This is a genomic window from Nocardia sp. NPDC052316 (assembly GCF_044547795.1).
Lineage (GTDB): Bacteria > Actinomycetota > Actinomycetes > Mycobacteriales > Mycobacteriaceae > Nocardia.
Map to the genome: position 1 here is coordinate 472,635 of NZ_JBIUBB010000003.1, position 16,080 is coordinate 488,714.

Sequence of the window (16,080 nt, forward strand, 5' to 3'; positions counted from 1 at the left end):
GCGGGAACGAGTGGTGTCCGGGCATTCGCAACGGCTGGCGGACGCGGATTTCCTACGCGGCGAAGGTGACCCGGTTCATCTGATTGATGTTGCTCCGGTCGACGATCACCAACGACTCCGGCGCGGGCCGCAGGCCGCCGCCGGCCCCCAGTCGCTGCATCAGCCGCCGCCAGCGAAAGCAGTGCAGCACAAAGGTCATTCGATTGGACCGCCGCCCGCGCGCCTGTTGCCCGGCGCGGGCCACCGCGGCGGGCACATCGAGCAGGATCACGTGCAGCTCCCTGCCGTACCCGGCGGCCCAGAGGGCGATGATCCGCCGCGCCCAGCCGGTGGTGGCGCAGTCGTGGATGACCACCGGTCCGTCCGTATCACGCAGCGCCGTACGAATTCCCGCGAAGTGCACGACGTGGACGATCGGTCGCCACAGTGAGTACGGCAGCCAGCCGAGCCGGTGCCGCAACCGATTCCGGGCTTGCAGCGAGTCCAGCACGATCGACCCTTCCGGCCCGCCGGAGGGGTCTTCCGCCTCGGTGGTGGCGCCGAAGAACCGGCGCAGCACCGTGCTCTTGCCCGCACCCGGTATCCCGGCGACGACCAGCGCCGCCATGGGCGGGTACTGCAGTTCGTCGATGACCCGCCCGCGCAGATCGTGCACGGCATCCGGTGCGAGGAAAGACGATAGCGCCTCGGGGGAGTGCGGTGGCAGTGCGACGAGCGGAGGGTTCACCTCTTCCAGAGTCCCTAGCCGGCCTTGTTCCGGCAACGGGGAAAACCCTGATTTTTCACTCACATCCTCCAGCCTCCGCATCCGCGGCCGATATCGCAACAACGGACAATACGGGCGCGGTCGAATCGTGACTATCCGGATCGGCCGCCGCGGCTGCGCGCGCGGACGTGCATGCGCTCGCCTTGACTCCCGAAGAGGCTGAGGATTTCGACCGTACCGCGGCCGGTGGAGCCGAACCAATGCGGTTGCCTGGTATCGAATTCGGCGGCTTCGCCAGGTCCGAGGACAATATCGTGCTCGCCGAGCACCATCCGTAGCCGACCGGACAGTACGTAGAGCCACTCGTACCCTTCGTGCACGCGCGGCTCCGGCTCGGTGCGGTCGGCGGGCAGCATCATCTTGAAGGCCTGCAACGGGCCCGGCTGGCGAGTGAGCGGAAACACGGTGATGCCGTTCACCTTTCGTGCCGGAGCATGCACCCGCGGGTCGGCGATCTTCGGTGTGGCGACGAGTTCCTCCAGCGGCACCTGCAGGGCCAGCGCGATCGGCAACAGGAGTTCCAGGCTGGCGCGGCGTTGCCCGGACTCCAGCCGGGACAGGGTGCTCTTGGAGATCCCGGTGGACTCCGCCAAGGCCGTCAGGGTCACATTGCGGTGCGTGCGCGCCGCCTTGAGCCGCGGACCGATATCGGCGAGCGCGGCGGCGATGGTCGGCTGGTTCTGCATGACTCCAGTGCACCTCGAATTCCCGGAAACGGCAATATAAGTTGCTGTAATCGCGACGAGACCGGCAACCTGTGCGGCGGAGGTGATCGCTGGATGAGCGAAGAATATGACGTAGTGGTTGTCGGCGGGGGCACGGCGGGACTGTCCGCGGCGCTGGTGCTGACCAGGTCGATGCGCACGGTGGCGGTAGTACGAGGTGGCGCGCCACGCAACGCGCCCGCCGAACACATGCACGGATTCCTCAGTCGAGACGGCATGCCGCCGGGTGAGTTGCTCGAGCGGGGCGCGGCGGAGGTCGCCGGATACGGCGGCGAGCTGATCGATGACATCGTGACCGACGCCGAAAAGTCTACCGCTGGAGACGATTTCACCGTTCTTCTGGCAAGCGGGCGCACTCTGACCGCGCGGCGGATCCTGGTCGCCACGGGACTGCGCGACCAACTGCCGGACCTGCCCGGCGTGCGCGAGCGGTGGGGCATCGACGTGCTGCACTGCCCGTACTGCCATGGGTACGAGGTGCGCCAGCAACCGCTCGGTCTGCTCGGCGGCGCCGATCCGCGCGTGCCGCACCTGGCGCTGGTGCTGCCGCAGTGGTCGGCCGAGGTGACCTTGTTCCAGCACACGATGGAGTTGTCCGACACCGATCGGGCCCAGCTCACCGCGCGCGGCGTCCGGATCGTCGAGGGCGAGGTCGCTCGACTCGTCGTCGACGGCACGTTGCGCGGTGTGGAACTGGCAGACGGGCGTGCGGTGCCCTGCTCGGCCCTGTTCGTCGCGCCTACCTTCGTGCCCAACGCCGACCTGCTGCACACCCTGGGTTGCGACTTCGACGAGAAGGGCTGGGTGGTCGCCGACCCGTCCGGGCGGACCAGCGTGCCGGGCGTCTGGGCGGCGGGCAATGTCGCGAACCCCGCGGCCCAGGTCGTCGGTGCGGCGTCGGCGGGCTACTCGGCCGCGGTCGCGATCAATGTCGACCTGGCGCAAGTGGCCGCCCAGATGCCCGTTTCGACCGGTTAATCCGGAGATCAGGGGTAGAAAATGCCGGAAGCTGAGAATTGCTTATGGATTCGAGAACCCTTCCAGCTGGGACGGTAAGCTTTCTGGTGTAGGCGGAGTCTTCGGTGTCCCTCATCCACCGAAGACTCCGCCTTACTTTTTGTCCGGGTCCCGGGCAATCTCGTTGTGCGGCAACCGGTGCCGCGACCCGAGTCGCCGCAGGCAGGCCACTTCGTCCTCGGTCAGCAGCAACGCCCGCGCGATCCCGGCGAGCACCTCCTCCGAGACGTGGGTCACCCGGCCGAGCTCCAGCCGGGTGTACTGATCGACGCTCAGCCCCGCCAGCTGGGCGACCTCTTCGCGACGCAGCCCACTCACCCGGCGTGGGTTGCCGACGGGCGGCAGACCGACTTGCTCCGGCGCGATCGACGCGCGCTTGCCCCTCAGAAATTCGCCGAGCTCACTCACGTCGGCAAGTTTCACACGACCCGGTGTCCGGCCTGCCCACCGCGCCGCGAGCCGGCCGGCTCAGCCACCGGCCGGGCGCCACTGCGCCCGGAATCGCCGCACCACGGGATTGATTCCGGCGTCGCCCCGCACCCTGCGGAAAACGGTTGAGCCCGACCACTAGAATCGTCGGGTGACCAGCGCAGCCCCTGACAATCCGCGTAATCGTGCCGATGCCCTCCCCAAGAGCTGGAACCCCGGCGAGGTAGAGGCCTCGATGTACGAGCGCTGGGTAGCCGCTGGCTATTTCGAGGCGGACGCGACCAGCGACAAGCCGCCCTACTCGATCGTGCTGCCCCCGCCGAACGTCACCGGCAACCTGCACATGGGCCACGCCCTCGACCACACGATCATGGACGCACTCACCCGCCGCAAGCGGATGCAGGGCTACGAGGTGCTGTGGCTGCCCGGCATGGACCACGCGGGCATCGCCACCCAGACCATCGTGGAGAAGCAGCTCGCCGTCGACGGCAAGACCAAGGAAGACTTCGGCCGCGAGCTGTTCATCGACAAGGTGTGGGACTGGAAGCGCGAGTCCGGCGGCGCCATCCAGTGGCAGATGCGCGCGCTCGGCGACGGCGTCGACTGGAGCCGCGACCGATTCACCATGGACGACGGCCTCTCCCAGGCCGTGCAGACGATCTTCAAGCGGCTCTACGACGCCGGACTGATCTACCGCGCCGAGCGACTGGTCAACTGGTCGCCCGCGCTGCGCACCGCCATCTCCGATATCGAGGTCAAGTACGAGGACGTCGACGGCGAGCTCGTCTCGCTGCGCTACGGCTCGCTCGACGACAACGAGCCGCACGTGATCGTGGCCACCACCCGGGTGGAGACCATGCTCGGTGACACCGCGGTGGCCGTGCACCCGGACGACCCGCGCTACCGCGCGCTGATCGGCACCACCCTGGAGCACCCGATCACCGGGCGGCAGATCCCGATCATCGCCGACGACTACGTCGACCCCGAATTCGGTTCCGGCGCAGTGAAGATCACCCCCGCGCACGACCCGAACGACTTCGAGATGGGGCTGCGGCACAACCTGCCGATGCCCAACATCATGGACGAGCGTGGCCGAATCATCGACACCGGCACCGAATTCGACGGCATGGACCGGTTCGAGGCCCGCGTCGCGGTGCGCGAGCGGTTGGCCGCCGAAGGCCGCGTGGTCGCCGAGAAGCGCCCGTACGTGCACAGCGTCGGGCATTCCGAGCGCAGCGGTGAACCGATCGAGCCCCGCCTGTCCATGCAGTGGTGGGTCAAAGTGGAGACGCTGGCCAAGGCGGCGGGCGACGCGGTGCGCAACGGCGACACCGTGATTCACCCCGCCAGCTCGGAGCCGCGCTGGTTCGACTGGGTCGACAACATGCACGACTGGTGCATCTCCCGCCAGCTCTGGTGGGGTCACCGCATCCCCATCTGGTACGGCCCCGAGGGCGAGGTCATCTGCGTCGGCCCCGGCGAGACCGCGCCGGAGGGCTACGTGCAGGACCCGGACGTGCTCGACACCTGGTTCTCCTCCGGCTTGTGGCCGTTCTCCACCATGGGCTGGCCCGACGCCAGCCCGGAACTCGAGAAGTTCTATCCGACAAGCGTTCTCGTCACCGGGTACGACATCCTGTTTTTCTGGGTGGCCAGGATGATGATGTTCGGTACCTACGTCGGTAGCGACTCGGTCCTAACAGCCGGCAAGGAAGGGGCGCAGGTTCCGTTCAAGGATGTGTTCCTGCACGGCCTGATTCGCGACCAGTACGGCAAGAAGATGTCGAAGTCGCGTGGCAACGGCATCGACCCGCTGAGCTGGATCAACGAATACGGCGCCGACGCACTGCGATTCACCCTGGCCCGCGGCGCGCAGCCCGGCGGTGACCTCTCGGTCGGTGAACAGCACGCGCTCGCCTCGCGCAGCTTCGTCACGAAACTGTTCAACGCCACCAAGTTCGCGCTGATGAACGGCGCGCGCACCGGTGCGCTGCCCGACCGCGCCCAGCTCACCGACGCCGACCGCTGGATCCTGGATCGGCTCGACGAGGTGCGCGCCGAGGTGGACGCGGCGCTGGACGGTTACGAGTTCGGTAAGGCCTGTGAGGCGCTGTACCACTTCGCCTGGGACGAATTGTGTGACTGGTACCTGGAATTGACCAAGGTGCAGTTCGCCGAGGAGGGTGCCCGCGCCGACACCACCCAGCTGGTGCTCGGCACCGTGCTGGACGCGGTGCTGCGGCTGCTGCATCCGGTCATCCCGTTCGTCACCGAGTCGCTGTGGCAGGCGCTGACCGGTGGCGAGTCGCTGGTGATCGCCGCGTGGCCGCAGGCCTCCGGTGTGCCGACCGATCAGGTGTCGGCGCAGCGCATCGCGGACACCCAGCGGTTGATCACCGAGATCCGCCGATTCCGTGGCGATCAGGGCCTGGCCGACAAGCAGAAGGTGGCGGCCAAGCTCATCGGCCTCGACACCGCAGGGCTCACCGAACTGCACGACTCGGTCGCGAATCTGGCCCGGCTCACCGAGCCGGGCGAGGATTTCGCGGCGACCGCGACGGTGGAGGTCCGGCTGAGCGGCGCCACCGTCACCGTCGAGCTGGACACCTCCGGCGCGGTCGACCTGGACGCCGAACGCCGTCGCCTGGAGAAGGACCTGGCCGCCGCGGAGAAGGAACTGGCGGGCACCACCGCCAAACTCGGCAACGAGGCCTTCCTCGCCAAGGCGCCGGAACCGGTGGTCGTGAAGATCAAGGGCCGCCAGGAAGTCGCCGCCGCCGAGGTGGCGCGCATCGGCGCCCGGCTCGCGGAACTGAGCGGCAAATGAACCACGAACCCGAACCCCAGTACGGCGACGAGCTGCGGCATCCGGCCGCCGGACCGCGGCTGAGCTCCGGGCCGTCGCCGGTCGAGCTGGCCGAGATGGCGCTGGTGGAGGCCGAACTCGACACCCGCTGGCCGGAAACCAAGATCGAGCCGTCGCTCACCCGCATCGCCACGCTGATGGATCTGCTCGGCTCGCCGCAGCAGAGCTACCCGGCGATCCACGTCGCGGGCACCAACGGCAAGACCTCGGTGACCAGGATGATCGACGCGCTGCTCACCGCGCTGCACCGGCGCACCGGCCGGATCACCAGCCCGCACCTGCAGCTGGCCACCGAGCGGATCAGCATCGACAACGCGCCGATCACACCCGCCAGATACGTGGAGACCTACCGCGAGCTGCAGCCGTTCATCGAGATGATCGACGCGCAGTCGGCCGAGGTGGGCGGGCCGAAGATGAGCAAATTCGAGGTGCTCACCGGCATGGCGTACGCGGCGTTCGCCGAAGCACCCGTCGACGTGGCGGTGGTGGAGACCGGCCTCGGCGGCACCTGGGACGCCACCAACGTGATCGACGGCCAGGTCGCGGTGATCACCCCGATCGGGCTGGACCACACCGACTACCTCGGCAGCGATCTCGCCTCCATCGCGGGCGAGAAGGCCGGGATCATCAAACGCGCACCGGAGAGCCTGATTCCGCGCGACACCGTCGCGATCATCGCCGAGCAGGACCCCGAGGCGATGGAGGTGCTGCTGCGCCGCGCCGTCGAGGTGGACGCCGCGGTGGCGCGCGAAGGCGGCGAATTCCGGGTGCTGGCCCGTCAGATCGCGATCGGCGGCCAGCAGCTCGAACTGCAAGGCCTCGGCGGGGTGTACGACGAGATCTTCCTGCCGCTGCACGGCGAGCATCAGGCGCGCAACGCGGTGCTCGCGCTCGCGGCGGTCGAGGCGTTCTTCGGCGCCGGTGCCGACCGCCAGCTCGACATCGAGGCTGTCCGTGCGGGTTTCGCGAGCGTGACCAGCCCTGGCCGGCTCGAGCGGATGCGCAGTGCGCCGACCATCTTCATCGACGCCGCACACAATCCCGCGGGCGCGCAGGCGCTGGCCTCGACTTTGACCGCGGAGTTCGACTTCCGCAAGCTGGTCGGTGTGGTCTCCGTGCTCGCCGACAAGGACGCCGACGGCATCCTCACCGCGCTGGAACCGGTGCTCGACGAAATCGTCGTCACCGCCAACGGTTCGCCGCGCGCGATGGACGTCGACCGGCTCGCCGACCTCGCCGTGCAGCGCTTCGGCGACGAGCGGGTGATCACGGCGCCGACGCTGCCGGACGCGCTGGAGACCGCGATCGCCATCGCCGAGGAGATCGGCGAGTCCGGGAAGATGGTGTCCGGCGCCGGGGTCGTGGTGACCGGCTCCGTAGTGACGGCGGGCGCGACGCGTGCGCTGTTCGGAAAGGACCCCGCATGACCGAGCCCGCCGCCCAACCCGACTCGGTGCCCGAACCCGCGACCGATCCGTGGAAGGGCTTCCGCGGGGTGATGGCGGGCACGCTGATCCTCGAGGCGATCGTGGTGCTGCTCGCGCTGCCGGTGGTCGGCTCGGTGGGCGGCGGGGTGACCTGGGCTTCGGGCACCTACCTGGTAGTGCTCGCCCTGGTGATGATCCTCGGCGCCGGGCTGCAGCGCCGGTCGTGGGCGATGTCGTTCAACCTCGGGCTGCAGGTGTTCGTGCTGCTCGGTACCTTCATCCACCTGTCCATCGGGATCATCGGCGTGGTGTTCGCGGTGGTCTGGGGCTTCATCCTGGTGCTGCGTGCGGATGTGCGCGGGCGGATGGAGAAGGGCCTGCTGCCGAGCCAGCGGATCCAGCGTTCCTCCTGAGCCGAGGACGCTGTTCCCCTCTTGCCGCCCCAGCGTCGCGTACCGCTGCGCCCTCGATGCACGTGCGATGCCCCTCTCCTCGGGGTCGGCAGTCTTGGGGTCGAGACAATTTCGGTCTGCCCGTCTCAGCCCCCGCTCCCTAGCGTGGCCGCTGATACGGCGTCGAAGAGGGCGCCGTACGGCTAGCGAAGGAGCGTTCTCATGAAGCGGATTGTGGCGAATAGTGTTGTGCTCGGGGCGATTGCGGTGGGCACCATGATCGGAGCGGGACAGGCGACGGCCGAACAAGGCCTGCGGCTGGAGCCCGCTGGGCCCGCACCGGTCGGTGCGACGGACACCGGGTCCGCGACCGGGTTGTCCAAGCTGCTGTCGAGCCTCTCCGGACCCGCCGACTGTGGTCTCGGCGGTAAGCCGGCGACGGGCAGCAACTTCCTCTGCTGACCTTCGCCGGAGCCCTATGATCCAACGTCGGTGCCCCGTCCCGTTCCTGGTGGCGGGGCACTGTCATGCCCCAGACGAACGCTGGTTCGGTACCCGGCGGGGGTGCCGGTTAGAGTGTGCGCCGTGACTGAGCAGACGTTGGTACTCATCAAGCCGGACGGTGTGGCCCGTGGCCTCGTCGGCGAGGTGCTGGTACGAATCGAGCGCAAGGGCCTGAAGATCGCGGCCCTCGAGCTGAAGCATGTGTCCGAGGACCTGGCCAAGGGCCACTACGCCGAGCACGCCGAGAAGCCGTTCTTCGGCTCCCTGATCGAATTCATCACCTCCGGCCCGGTCGTCGCGGCCATCCTGGAGGGGCCGCGCGCCATCGCGGCGTTCCGGCAGCTCGCCGGCGGCACCGATCCGGTCGAGAAGGCGGTGCCCGGCAGCATTCGCGGAGACTTCGCCCTGGAGACGCAAGAGAACCTGGTACACGGGTCCGATTCGCCCGAATCGGCCAAGCGTGAGATTGCTCTGTGGTTCCCGGAGTTCCCCGCCTGAAAATAGTTGCGAGTTGAACACAGTCGTGAGCGAGCGCAGCGAGTGAACCAAAGGCACAGCGCCTAGCGGGGCGCGGTTTGCCGAGCTTTAGCGAGGCAAGCCGTGCGCCGCGGTGAGACCGCGGCGTTCGGTATGGGATACTGACATCGGCTGCTTTTGATGCCGACTGTTCGCGCAGGTACGTGGACTATCGGGGCCATCGCAGCCGGATGACACACCGCGGTTCGATGCCGATCATCGCTGCCACGGACAAAAGGCCCGGTCGCTGGGCTTGCTGTTCGCGTCGGCACGCTGGATGAGCGCTCACAACCGCGGAGTTCAGCCAACAGCCAGGCGCCGCGTGACCAGTTAGCCCAAACCGACGAACAACATGGTGATAACCGGACATGCGGGGCGAGACCAGATGACCTTGCGCTGAGCGGCGTGAGGCGAACGGACAGTGCCCCCGCGTCGGCCGCTTCACTCCTTACCGGGAGGGACGCGCCCGGGGGTCCGAGGAGACTTCGTGGCCGAAAAAGAGCCATTGGAAACAACACCACAGGATGCCGAACAATTGCCGGAGCGAATCCGAGTTCACGCACTCGCCAAGCTGCTGGGGGTAACGAGTAAGCGCATCCTGGCCAAGCTCACCGAGTTGGGGTCCGACGCGCGCAGCGCGCAATCGAATGTCGACCGGGCGATCGCGGAATCCGTCCGTGACGCGCTCGGCCCGCCGGAAGGTGACGCTCCGGCGGCGCAGGCGGTCGAGACGCCGGCCGCGCAGCAGGCCGCAACTCCGGTCGAGCCCCAGCCCGAAACCGCGGCCGAGACTCCGGAAGAGCCTGCCGCCGCGCCGAGCAGGGGCCACGGCGGACTGGTCTTCTCCGCGCCCGAACCGCTGATCGGCCACTCCGGGTCGGAGAACCCGAACGAGGTCGCACACCAGCCGTCGGTGCAGCTGTTCACCCACCCCGTCCGGGAAGAGCCGCACGTCGCGGCGCCGGTGGTCTTCGAGTCCGCCGCCGTCGTGCAGGCCCCGCTGTTCCTGCCGCCGGACGCCGCGGCCGCCGAGCAGACCCGGCGGAAGCGCCGCACCGAGCGCGATGTGCGCCGGGAAGAGCCGGTGGTCGAGCCGCAGCCCGAGGAAGAGCCCGAGGCGGCCGAGGACGACCAGGAATCGGCCGACCAGAGCGATGCCGACGGTCAGCCGCGCCGCAGGCGCCGTGGCCGTCGTGGCCGTGGTCGCGGTCGTGGCGAGCAGCACAGCGACGCCGACGACGAGAACGACTCCGACGACGCCGAGGACGAGCAGAACGGCGACACCACCGCCGAGACCACGGACTCGACCGACGCCGCCGAGGACAACACCGACTCCGACGACGACGAGAACGAGCCGGAGGGCGCGAGCCGCCGCCGTCGCCGCCGTCGCCGCCGCAAGGTGGCGGGCGAGCCCGCCGAGGCCGAGGCCGCCGCCACCGAGGACGACCCGCCGAACACCGTCGTGCACGAGCGCGAGCCGAGGAACAAGAGCCGCAGCCGCGCCACCTCGGTCGACGAGGTGCAGGGCATCACCGGTTCCACCCGGCTGGAGGCCAAGCGGCAGCGCAGGCGCGACGGCCGCGAGGCCGGACGTCGTCGCCCGCCGATCCTGACCGAGTCGGAGTTCCTGGCCCGCCGCGAAGCGGTGGACCGGGTGATGGTGGTGCGCGAGAAGGCGTTCCCGGATCACCCGACCGCCACCCAGGTCGCCGTGCTCGAGGACAACATCCTGGTCGAGCACTTCGTCACCAGCACCGGTTCCGCGTCGATGGTCGGCAACGTCTACCTCGGCAAGGTGCAGAACGTGCTGCCGAGCATGGAGGCGGCGTTCGTCGACATCGGCCGCGGCCGCAACGGCGTGCTCTACGCGGGCGAGGTGAACTGGGAGGCCGCCGGTCTCGGCGGTAAAGAGCGCAAGATCGAACAGGCGCTCAAGCCAGGCGAACTGGTGCTTGTCCAGGTCTCCAAGGACCCGGTCGGGCACAAGGGCGCCCGGCTGACCACCCAGATCAGCCTGGCCGGACGCTTCCTGGTGTACGTGCCGGGCGGCACCTCCACCGGCATCAGCCGCAAGCTGCCCGACACCGAACGCAAGCGGCTCAAGGAGATCCTGCGCGACATCGTCCCCAACGACGCCGGGGTGATCATCCGCACCGCGTCCGAGGGCGTGGCCGAGGACGAGCTGGCCCGCGACGTGGAGCGGCTGCAGGCCACCTGGCGCACCATCGAGAAGGCCGCCGAAGGCAAGAACGACGGTCAGCCCAAGACGCTGTACGAAGAGCCCGATCTGCTGGTCAAGGTCATCCGCGACCTGTTCAACGAGGACTTCTCCAAGCTCGTCATCGAGGGTGACCGGGCCTGGAGCACGGTCGAGAAGTACATCGGCACCGTCGCGCCGGAGATGCTCGCCCGGGTCTCCCGGCACGACAACAACAACGTCGACGTGTTCGAGGCCTACCGGATCGACGAGCAGCTGGCCAAGGCACTCGATCGCAAGGTGTGGCTGCCCTCGGGCGGCACCCTGGTGATCGACCGCACCGAGGCGATGACGGTGGTCGACGTGAACACCGGCAAGTTCACCGGTGCCGGCGGCAGCAACCTGGAAGAGACGGTCACCCGCAACAACCTGGAGGCGGCCGAGGAGATCGTGCGCCAGATGCGGTTGCGCGATATCGGCGGCATGATCGTGGTCGACTTCATCGACATGGTGCTCGAGTCGAACCGTGACCTGGTGCTGCGCAGGCTGACCGAGGCGCTCGGCCGGGACCGCACCCGCCATCAGGTGTCCGAGGTGACCTCGCTCGGCCTGGTGCAGATGACCCGCAAGAAGCTGGGCACCGGCCTGGTCGAGGCCTTCTCGACCACCTGTGAGCACTGCCATGGGCGCGGCATCCTGGTGCACGCCTACCCGGTGGAGCCGTCCTCGGGCGACGACGGCGCCGCGCGCGGGACCAGGGAGACCGGATCGCGTCGCCGCCGTGGCCGCGACAAGAGTGCGGCCCCCGCCGCGCCGGTCGCCGCGAACAACGGCACCGCACCGGTCGAGTCCGAGGAGGACATCGCCGTCAAGCGGGCGCACCCGGTCGCCTTGGCGATGGCCGCGCACCACGGTGACGACGAGGACGAGTCGGGTGTGACCGGCAACCAGTCGGACGGCACCGAGGACGAGTCGGCGGAGATCGAGCCGCTCGAGACCGAGGTCGTCACCGACGCCGCGGTGGCCGTGCCCGCCGACGACGTGGATGCCGAACCGGCCGAGGTGGTCGAGGTCGTCGAAACCGTCACCGAGACCGTGCCGGTCGCCGAGGCACCCGCCGCGCCGGCCGCCGAAACACCTGCGCCACCGGCCGCTGAAACTCCTGCGGATTCGGCCGCTGAAGCACCTGCGGATTCGGCGGCACCCGCTGCCGAGGATCGTGCGGTAACCAACGGTGCGCCGGCTCCGGCCGCCCGCACCGGACGGCGACGCAGGGTCGCCCGTTCGGCCGCCGCGCCCGCCGCGGACAGCAGCGGTGCGGTGTTCGTGCTGCCGACCGCGGACCAGGCTCCCGCCCCCGCTGTCGACTTCACCGCCTCGGCTCCGGCCGTGGTGCCGCAGCGACGGCCACGGCGCCGTGCCGTCGGTCGTCCGGCGGGCCCGCCGCCTGCGGAGTCGTAGCAGCTGCGCTGACAGCTTCGACGCGGCCGGTCGCACCTGTTCGGTGCGGTCGGCCGCTTCGTCGAGTGGTGGCCACGGACGGGGCGGTTAGGACCGCACCGGAGGTGTCCGCCGCGGTGCCGGAAAGCCCCCGAAATCCCACTGGCGAAGGGTTGCTCGCAGGCTGCCGACAGGCGGATTGTGTCGTTGAAGGGGTGCTCTGGTAACCTTGGTCGGTCGCTGCCTGGCGATGGGCGTTATACCACGCCCCGCGCAGCAAGCCAGCCAAGAACACATCTCGCGTCGCGCACGTGTGTCGCGAGAAGAAACATGACTGTACTTATTCGAGTGGAGGAAGCCGACCGATGGCAACGTACGCGATCGTCAAGACCGGCGGAAAGCAGTACAAGGTCGCGGTCGGTGACCTGGTGAAGGTCGAGAAGATCGAGGGTAAGCCGGGTACTTCCGTCGCCCTGGATCCGGTTCTCGTCGTTGACGGGGCCGACCTGACCACCGACGCCGCGAAGCTGGCCAAGGTCTCCGTGGCCGCAGAGGTCGTCGAGCAGACCAAGGGCCCGAAGATCCGCATCCACAAGTTCAAGAACAAGACCGGCTACCACAAGCGTCAGGGTCACCGTCAGCCGCTGACGGTCATCAAGGTCACCGGCATCAAGTAAGACATCCCGAGGAGATTCAGCTATGGCACACAAGAAGGGTGCGTCCAGCTCCCGGAACGGTCGCGATTCCAACGCCCAGCGCCTCGGCGTCAAGCGGTTCGGCGGCCAGAAGGTCAACGCAGGCGAGATCCTGGTGCGTCAGCGCGGAACCCACTTCCACCCCGGCGTGAACGTCGGCCGTGGCGGTGACGACACCCTGTTCGCCCTCGCGGCGGGCGCGGTCGAGTTCGGCACCAAGCGCGGACGCAAGACCGTCAACATCGTCGTCCCGGAGCCGGTGGAGGCTTAGGCCTTACCTCTCCAGACAACAGCCGAGCGGGTCAGGGTCGCAAACCCTGGCCCGTTTTCGCGTTTCAACAGACGTACCTCTGCGATCGACCAGTCCTGAAGGAGGATGATTCGGCATATGTCCAAGTTCATCGACCGTGTCGTGCTGCATGTGCGAGCCGGCAAAGGCGGACACGGGTGTGCTTCGGTACTTCGCGAGAAGTTCATGCCACTCGGCGGACCCAACGGCGGTAACGGCGGCCACGGCGGGGATGTGATCCTCGAGGTCGACCCCAACGTGCACACCCTGCTCGACTTCCACTTCCACCCGCACGCCAAGGCGGGCAACGGCAAGCCGGGTGAAGGCAGCAACCGCGACGGCAAGCAGGGCACCGACCTGCTGCTCAAGGTGCCCGACGGCACCATGGTGCTCGACGGCGACGGCAAGGTCCTGATGGACCTGGTCGGCGCGGGCAACCGCTTCATCGCCGCCCGCGGCGGCCGAGGTGGACTCGGCAACGCCGCGCTCGCCTCGAAGGCGCGCAAGGCCCCCGGCTTCGCGCTGCTCGGCGAGGACGGCGAAGAGTGCGACCTGGTCCTCGAACTGAAGTCCGTGGCCGATGTCGGCCTGGTCGGCTTCCCGTCCGCGGGCAAGTCCTCGCTGGTGTCGGTGCTGTCGGCGGCGAAGCCGAAGATCGCGGATTACCCGTTCACCACGCTGGTGCCCAACCTCGGCGTGGTACTCAGCGGCGACACCACGTTCACCGTCGCCGATGTGCCCGGCCTGATCCCTGGTGCCAGCGAGGGGCGTGGCCTCGGCCTCGACTTCCTGCGGCACCTGGAACGCTGCGCGGTGCTCGCGCACGTGGTGGACTGCGCCACGCTCGAGCCGGGCCGGGACCCGGTCTCCGATGTGGACGCGCTGGAAGCCGAGCTCGCCGCCTACAAGCCCGCGCTGAGCGCCGACGCCGACCTCGGCGATCTGGCCGATCGGCCGCGCGTGGTGATCTTGAACAAGATCGACGTGCCGGACGCCGCCGAGCTGGCCGAGATGGTCACCCCCGAGTTCACCGCACGCGGCTGGCCGGTCTTCGAGATCTCGGCGGTGAGCCGAGAAGGCTTGCGGCCCTTGACCTTCGCGCTCGCCGACCTGGTGCTCCAGTATCGTGCCGCGCATCCGAAGGCCGCGCCGGCCCGCCCGGTGATCCGGCCGATCGCGGTCAACGAGTCCGGCTTCAGCGTGATCGCGGATCCGCAGGAACCGGGCGGCTTCATCGTGCGCGGCGCCCAGCCCGAACGCTGGGTGAAGCAGACCCAATTCGACAACGACGAGGCCGTCGGTTACCTCGCGGATCGTCTGGCTCGCCTCGGCGTCGAAGACGAGCTGGTCAAGCAGGGTGCCGAACCCGGCGCTCCGGTGACCATCGGCACTGTGACCTTCGAATGGGAGCCGCAGATCACCGCGGGCATCGACCGGGTGCCCACCGGCCGTGGCACCGATATTCGGCTGGAACAGGACGACCGGATCAGCGCCGCCGAGCGCAAGCACGCCTCGCGCGTGCGCCGCGGGTTGGTGCAGGACGACGAGGAGTAGCCGTGCCCGCGTTTCGATGCGTCGTTGAGCGGGTGGGTTCGGTGTCGGCGAGTGTTGTTGTTGCGCAGGGAGTTCGAGGGCGATGACGGTGAGTTCGGATGCTACGGCGGCGGACGAGGGGTTGAGTGAGGCCAGGCTGGCGATCGCTTCGGCGCGCCGGGTGGTGGTGAAGATCGGTTCGTCGGCGCTCACCAGTCTGGCAGGTGGGCTGGACACCGCACGGCTCGATCGGCTCGCCGATGCCGTGGAGGCGCGGATGCGCGCGGGATCCGATGTGGTTGTGGTGTCGTCGGGCGCCATCGGCGCGGGCCTCGCGCCGCTCGGATTGACCACGCGCCCACGGGATCTCGCGACCAAGCAGGCCGCGGCGAGTGTCGGGCAGCTGGCGCTGGCGCACGCGTGGGGGACCTCGTTCACCCGCTACGGCCGCACCGTCGGCCAAGTCCTGTTGAGCGCGGACGATTTCGCGCGCCGCGAGCATCACCGCAACGCGCAGCGCACCCTGGACCGCTTGCGTTCGCTCGGCGCGGTCGCCGTGGTGAACGAGAACGACACCGTCGCAACGGAAGAGATCCGTTTCGGCGACAACGACCGGTTGGCCGCGCTGGTCGCCCATCTCGTCGGCGCCGACGCACTGGTGCTGCTCTCCGACGTCGAGGGCCTCTACGACGGCGACCCGCGTAAGGGCGCCGCCAGCTTCATCCCCGAGGTGCGCAGCAGCGCCGACCTGGACGGTGTGATCGCAGGCAGCGGTGGCGCGCTCGGCACCGGCGGGATGGCGTCCAAGCTGTCCGCGGCCCGCCTCGCCGCCGACGCGGGCGTCCCCGTGCTGCTGGCCGCCGCCACCGCAGCGGACGAGGCGTTGACCAGCGGCAAGGTCGGCACCGCATTCGCCGCGCGCCCAGTTCGCCTGTCCGCCCGCAAGTTCTGGGTGCGGCACGCCGCCGACAGCCGCGGCGCCCTGCTCATCGATGAAGGCGCGGCCCACGCGGTAGCAGCCCGGCGCTCCCTGCTCGCCGCAGGCATCACCGGCCTGCGCGGCCGCTTCTACGGCGGCGACGTCGTGGACCTGGTCGCCCCCGACAATCACGTCGTAGCCCGCGGCGTGGTCGCCTACGACAGCACCGAATTGTCCACCATGCTCGGCCACTCCACCGCCGAGCTCCCGGACACCATGCAGCGCCCGGTAATCCACGCCGACGACCTGGTCAACGTCTGACCGAGGCACCCGCCAGACCTCCCGCCTCCAGGCCCGTGGTCGTG

General features: G+C 68.9%; 14 protein-coding genes. 11 read left to right on the forward strand and 3 right to left on the reverse strand.

Features of this window, described 5'->3' with window-relative positions; all coding sequences use genetic code 11:
* Positions 1 to 52: 52 nt before the first annotated feature.
* Both ACIHA7_RS14880 and ACIHA7_RS14885 read right to left on the reverse strand, forming a co-directional pair.
* The gene (locus ACIHA7_RS14880; protein WP_397289555.1) at positions 53 to 727 is read right to left on the reverse strand and encodes an AAA family ATPase; all 675 of its coding nucleotides are present in this window, start codon (positions 725 to 727) and stop codon (positions 53 to 55) included.
* A 131-nt stretch (positions 728 to 858) separates the two neighbouring features.
* Positions 859 to 1,452, reverse strand: coding sequence for a helix-turn-helix domain-containing protein (locus ACIHA7_RS14885; RefSeq protein WP_397289557.1), 594 nt, complete (start codon positions 1,450 to 1,452; stop codon positions 859 to 861).
* 93 nt (positions 1,453 to 1,545) lie between these two features.
* On the opposite strand from ACIHA7_RS14885, the gene ACIHA7_RS14890 reads away from it, so the two are divergent.
* Complete coding sequence (locus ACIHA7_RS14890; protein ID WP_397289559.1) at positions 1,546 to 2,469, forward strand: NAD(P)/FAD-dependent oxidoreductase; 924 nt, start codon at positions 1,546 to 1,548, stop codon at positions 2,467 to 2,469.
* Positions 2,470 to 2,601: 132 nt separating this feature from the next.
* Here ACIHA7_RS14890 and ACIHA7_RS14895 read toward each other — a convergent pair whose 3' ends face one another.
* Positions 2,602 to 2,916 (reverse strand): helix-turn-helix domain-containing protein, encoded by a 315-nt coding sequence (locus tag ACIHA7_RS14895; protein ID WP_397289561.1) that lies wholly within the window; start codon positions 2,914 to 2,916, stop codon positions 2,602 to 2,604.
* A gap of 172 nt (positions 2,917 to 3,088) precedes the next feature.
* Between ACIHA7_RS14895 and ACIHA7_RS14900 the strand changes: the two genes are divergently transcribed.
* The 10 genes from ACIHA7_RS14900 to proB all read left to right on the forward strand — a co-directional run bounded on the left by ACIHA7_RS14900 (position 3,089) and on the right by proB (position 16,036).
* Complete coding sequence (locus ACIHA7_RS14900; protein ID WP_397289563.1) at positions 3,089 to 5,764, forward strand: valine--tRNA ligase; 2,676 nt, start codon at positions 3,089 to 3,091, stop codon at positions 5,762 to 5,764.
* A gap of 95 nt (positions 5,765 to 5,859) precedes the next feature.
* The gene (locus ACIHA7_RS14905; RefSeq protein WP_397290763.1) at positions 5,860 to 7,230 is read left to right on the forward strand and encodes a bifunctional folylpolyglutamate synthase/dihydrofolate synthase; all 1,371 of its coding nucleotides are present in this window, start codon (positions 5,860 to 5,862) and stop codon (positions 7,228 to 7,230) included.
* Positions 7,227 to 7,643 carry a DUF4233 domain-containing protein gene (locus ACIHA7_RS14910; protein WP_397289565.1) on the forward strand — a complete coding sequence of 139 codons (417 nt, stop codon included), beginning with the start codon at positions 7,227 to 7,229 and terminating at the stop codon, positions 7,641 to 7,643. The genes ACIHA7_RS14905 and ACIHA7_RS14910 overlap by 4 nt, the downstream gene beginning before the upstream one ends.
* 201 nt (positions 7,644 to 7,844) lie before the next feature.
* On the forward strand, positions 7,845 to 8,084 hold the full coding sequence (locus ACIHA7_RS14915; RefSeq protein ID WP_397289567.1) for a hypothetical protein: 240 nt from the start codon (positions 7,845 to 7,847) through the stop codon (positions 8,082 to 8,084).
* Positions 8,085 to 8,207: 123 nt separating this feature from the next.
* The gene (ndk, locus tag ACIHA7_RS14920) at positions 8,208 to 8,624 is read left to right on the forward strand and encodes a nucleoside-diphosphate kinase (RefSeq protein WP_107654803.1); all 417 of its coding nucleotides are present in this window, start codon (positions 8,208 to 8,210) and stop codon (positions 8,622 to 8,624) included.
* 505 nt (positions 8,625 to 9,129) lie between these two features.
* Positions 9,130 to 12,300, forward strand: a complete 3,171-nt coding sequence (locus ACIHA7_RS14925) for a translation initiation factor IF-2 N-terminal domain-containing protein (RefSeq protein ID WP_397289569.1) — start codon at positions 9,130 to 9,132, stop codon at positions 12,298 to 12,300.
* Between the two features lie 344 nt (positions 12,301 to 12,644).
* Positions 12,645 to 12,956, forward strand: a complete 312-nt coding sequence (gene rplU / locus ACIHA7_RS14930) for a 50S ribosomal protein L21 (RefSeq protein WP_040732804.1) — start codon at positions 12,645 to 12,647, stop codon at positions 12,954 to 12,956.
* 22 nt (positions 12,957 to 12,978) lie between these two features.
* Complete coding sequence (rpmA, locus tag ACIHA7_RS14935; RefSeq protein WP_040732806.1) at positions 12,979 to 13,245, forward strand: 50S ribosomal protein L27; 267 nt, start codon at positions 12,979 to 12,981, stop codon at positions 13,243 to 13,245.
* A gap of 117 nt (positions 13,246 to 13,362) precedes the next feature.
* Positions 13,363 to 14,817 (forward strand): GTPase ObgE, encoded by a 1,455-nt coding sequence (gene obgE, locus ACIHA7_RS14940; RefSeq protein WP_397289571.1) that lies wholly within the window; start codon positions 13,363 to 13,365, stop codon positions 14,815 to 14,817.
* A 121-nt stretch (positions 14,818 to 14,938) separates the two neighbouring features.
* Positions 14,939 to 16,036, forward strand: a complete 1,098-nt coding sequence (proB, locus tag ACIHA7_RS14945) for a glutamate 5-kinase (RefSeq protein WP_397290765.1) — start codon at positions 14,939 to 14,941, stop codon at positions 16,034 to 16,036.
* Positions 16,037 to 16,080: the final 44 nt, after the last annotated feature.

Bases quoted from the DNA above. Each gene is read 5' to 3' on its own strand.
- ACIHA7_RS14885 (WP_397289557.1), bottom strand. From the start codon at position 1,452: ATGCAGAACCAGCCGACCATCGCCGCCGCGCTCGCCGATATCGGTCCG.
- ACIHA7_RS14890 (WP_397289559.1), top strand. From the start codon at position 1,546: ATGAGCGAAGAATATGACGTAGTGGTTGTCGGCGGGGGCACGGCGGGA.
- ACIHA7_RS14905 (WP_397290763.1), top strand. From the start codon at position 5,860: ATGGCGCTGGTGGAGGCCGAACTCGACACCCGCTGGCCGGAAACCAAG.
- ACIHA7_RS14910 (WP_397289565.1), top strand. From the start codon at position 7,227: ATGACCGAGCCCGCCGCCCAACCCGACTCGGTGCCCGAACCCGCGACC.
- ACIHA7_RS14915 (WP_397289567.1), top strand. From the start codon at position 7,845: ATGAAGCGGATTGTGGCGAATAGTGTTGTGCTCGGGGCGATTGCGGTG.
- rplU (WP_040732804.1), top strand. From the start codon at position 12,645: ATGGCAACGTACGCGATCGTCAAGACCGGCGGAAAGCAGTACAAGGTC.
- rpmA (WP_040732806.1), top strand. From the start codon at position 12,979: ATGGCACACAAGAAGGGTGCGTCCAGCTCCCGGAACGGTCGCGATTCC.
- obgE (WP_397289571.1), top strand. From the start codon at position 13,363: ATGTCCAAGTTCATCGACCGTGTCGTGCTGCATGTGCGAGCCGGCAAA.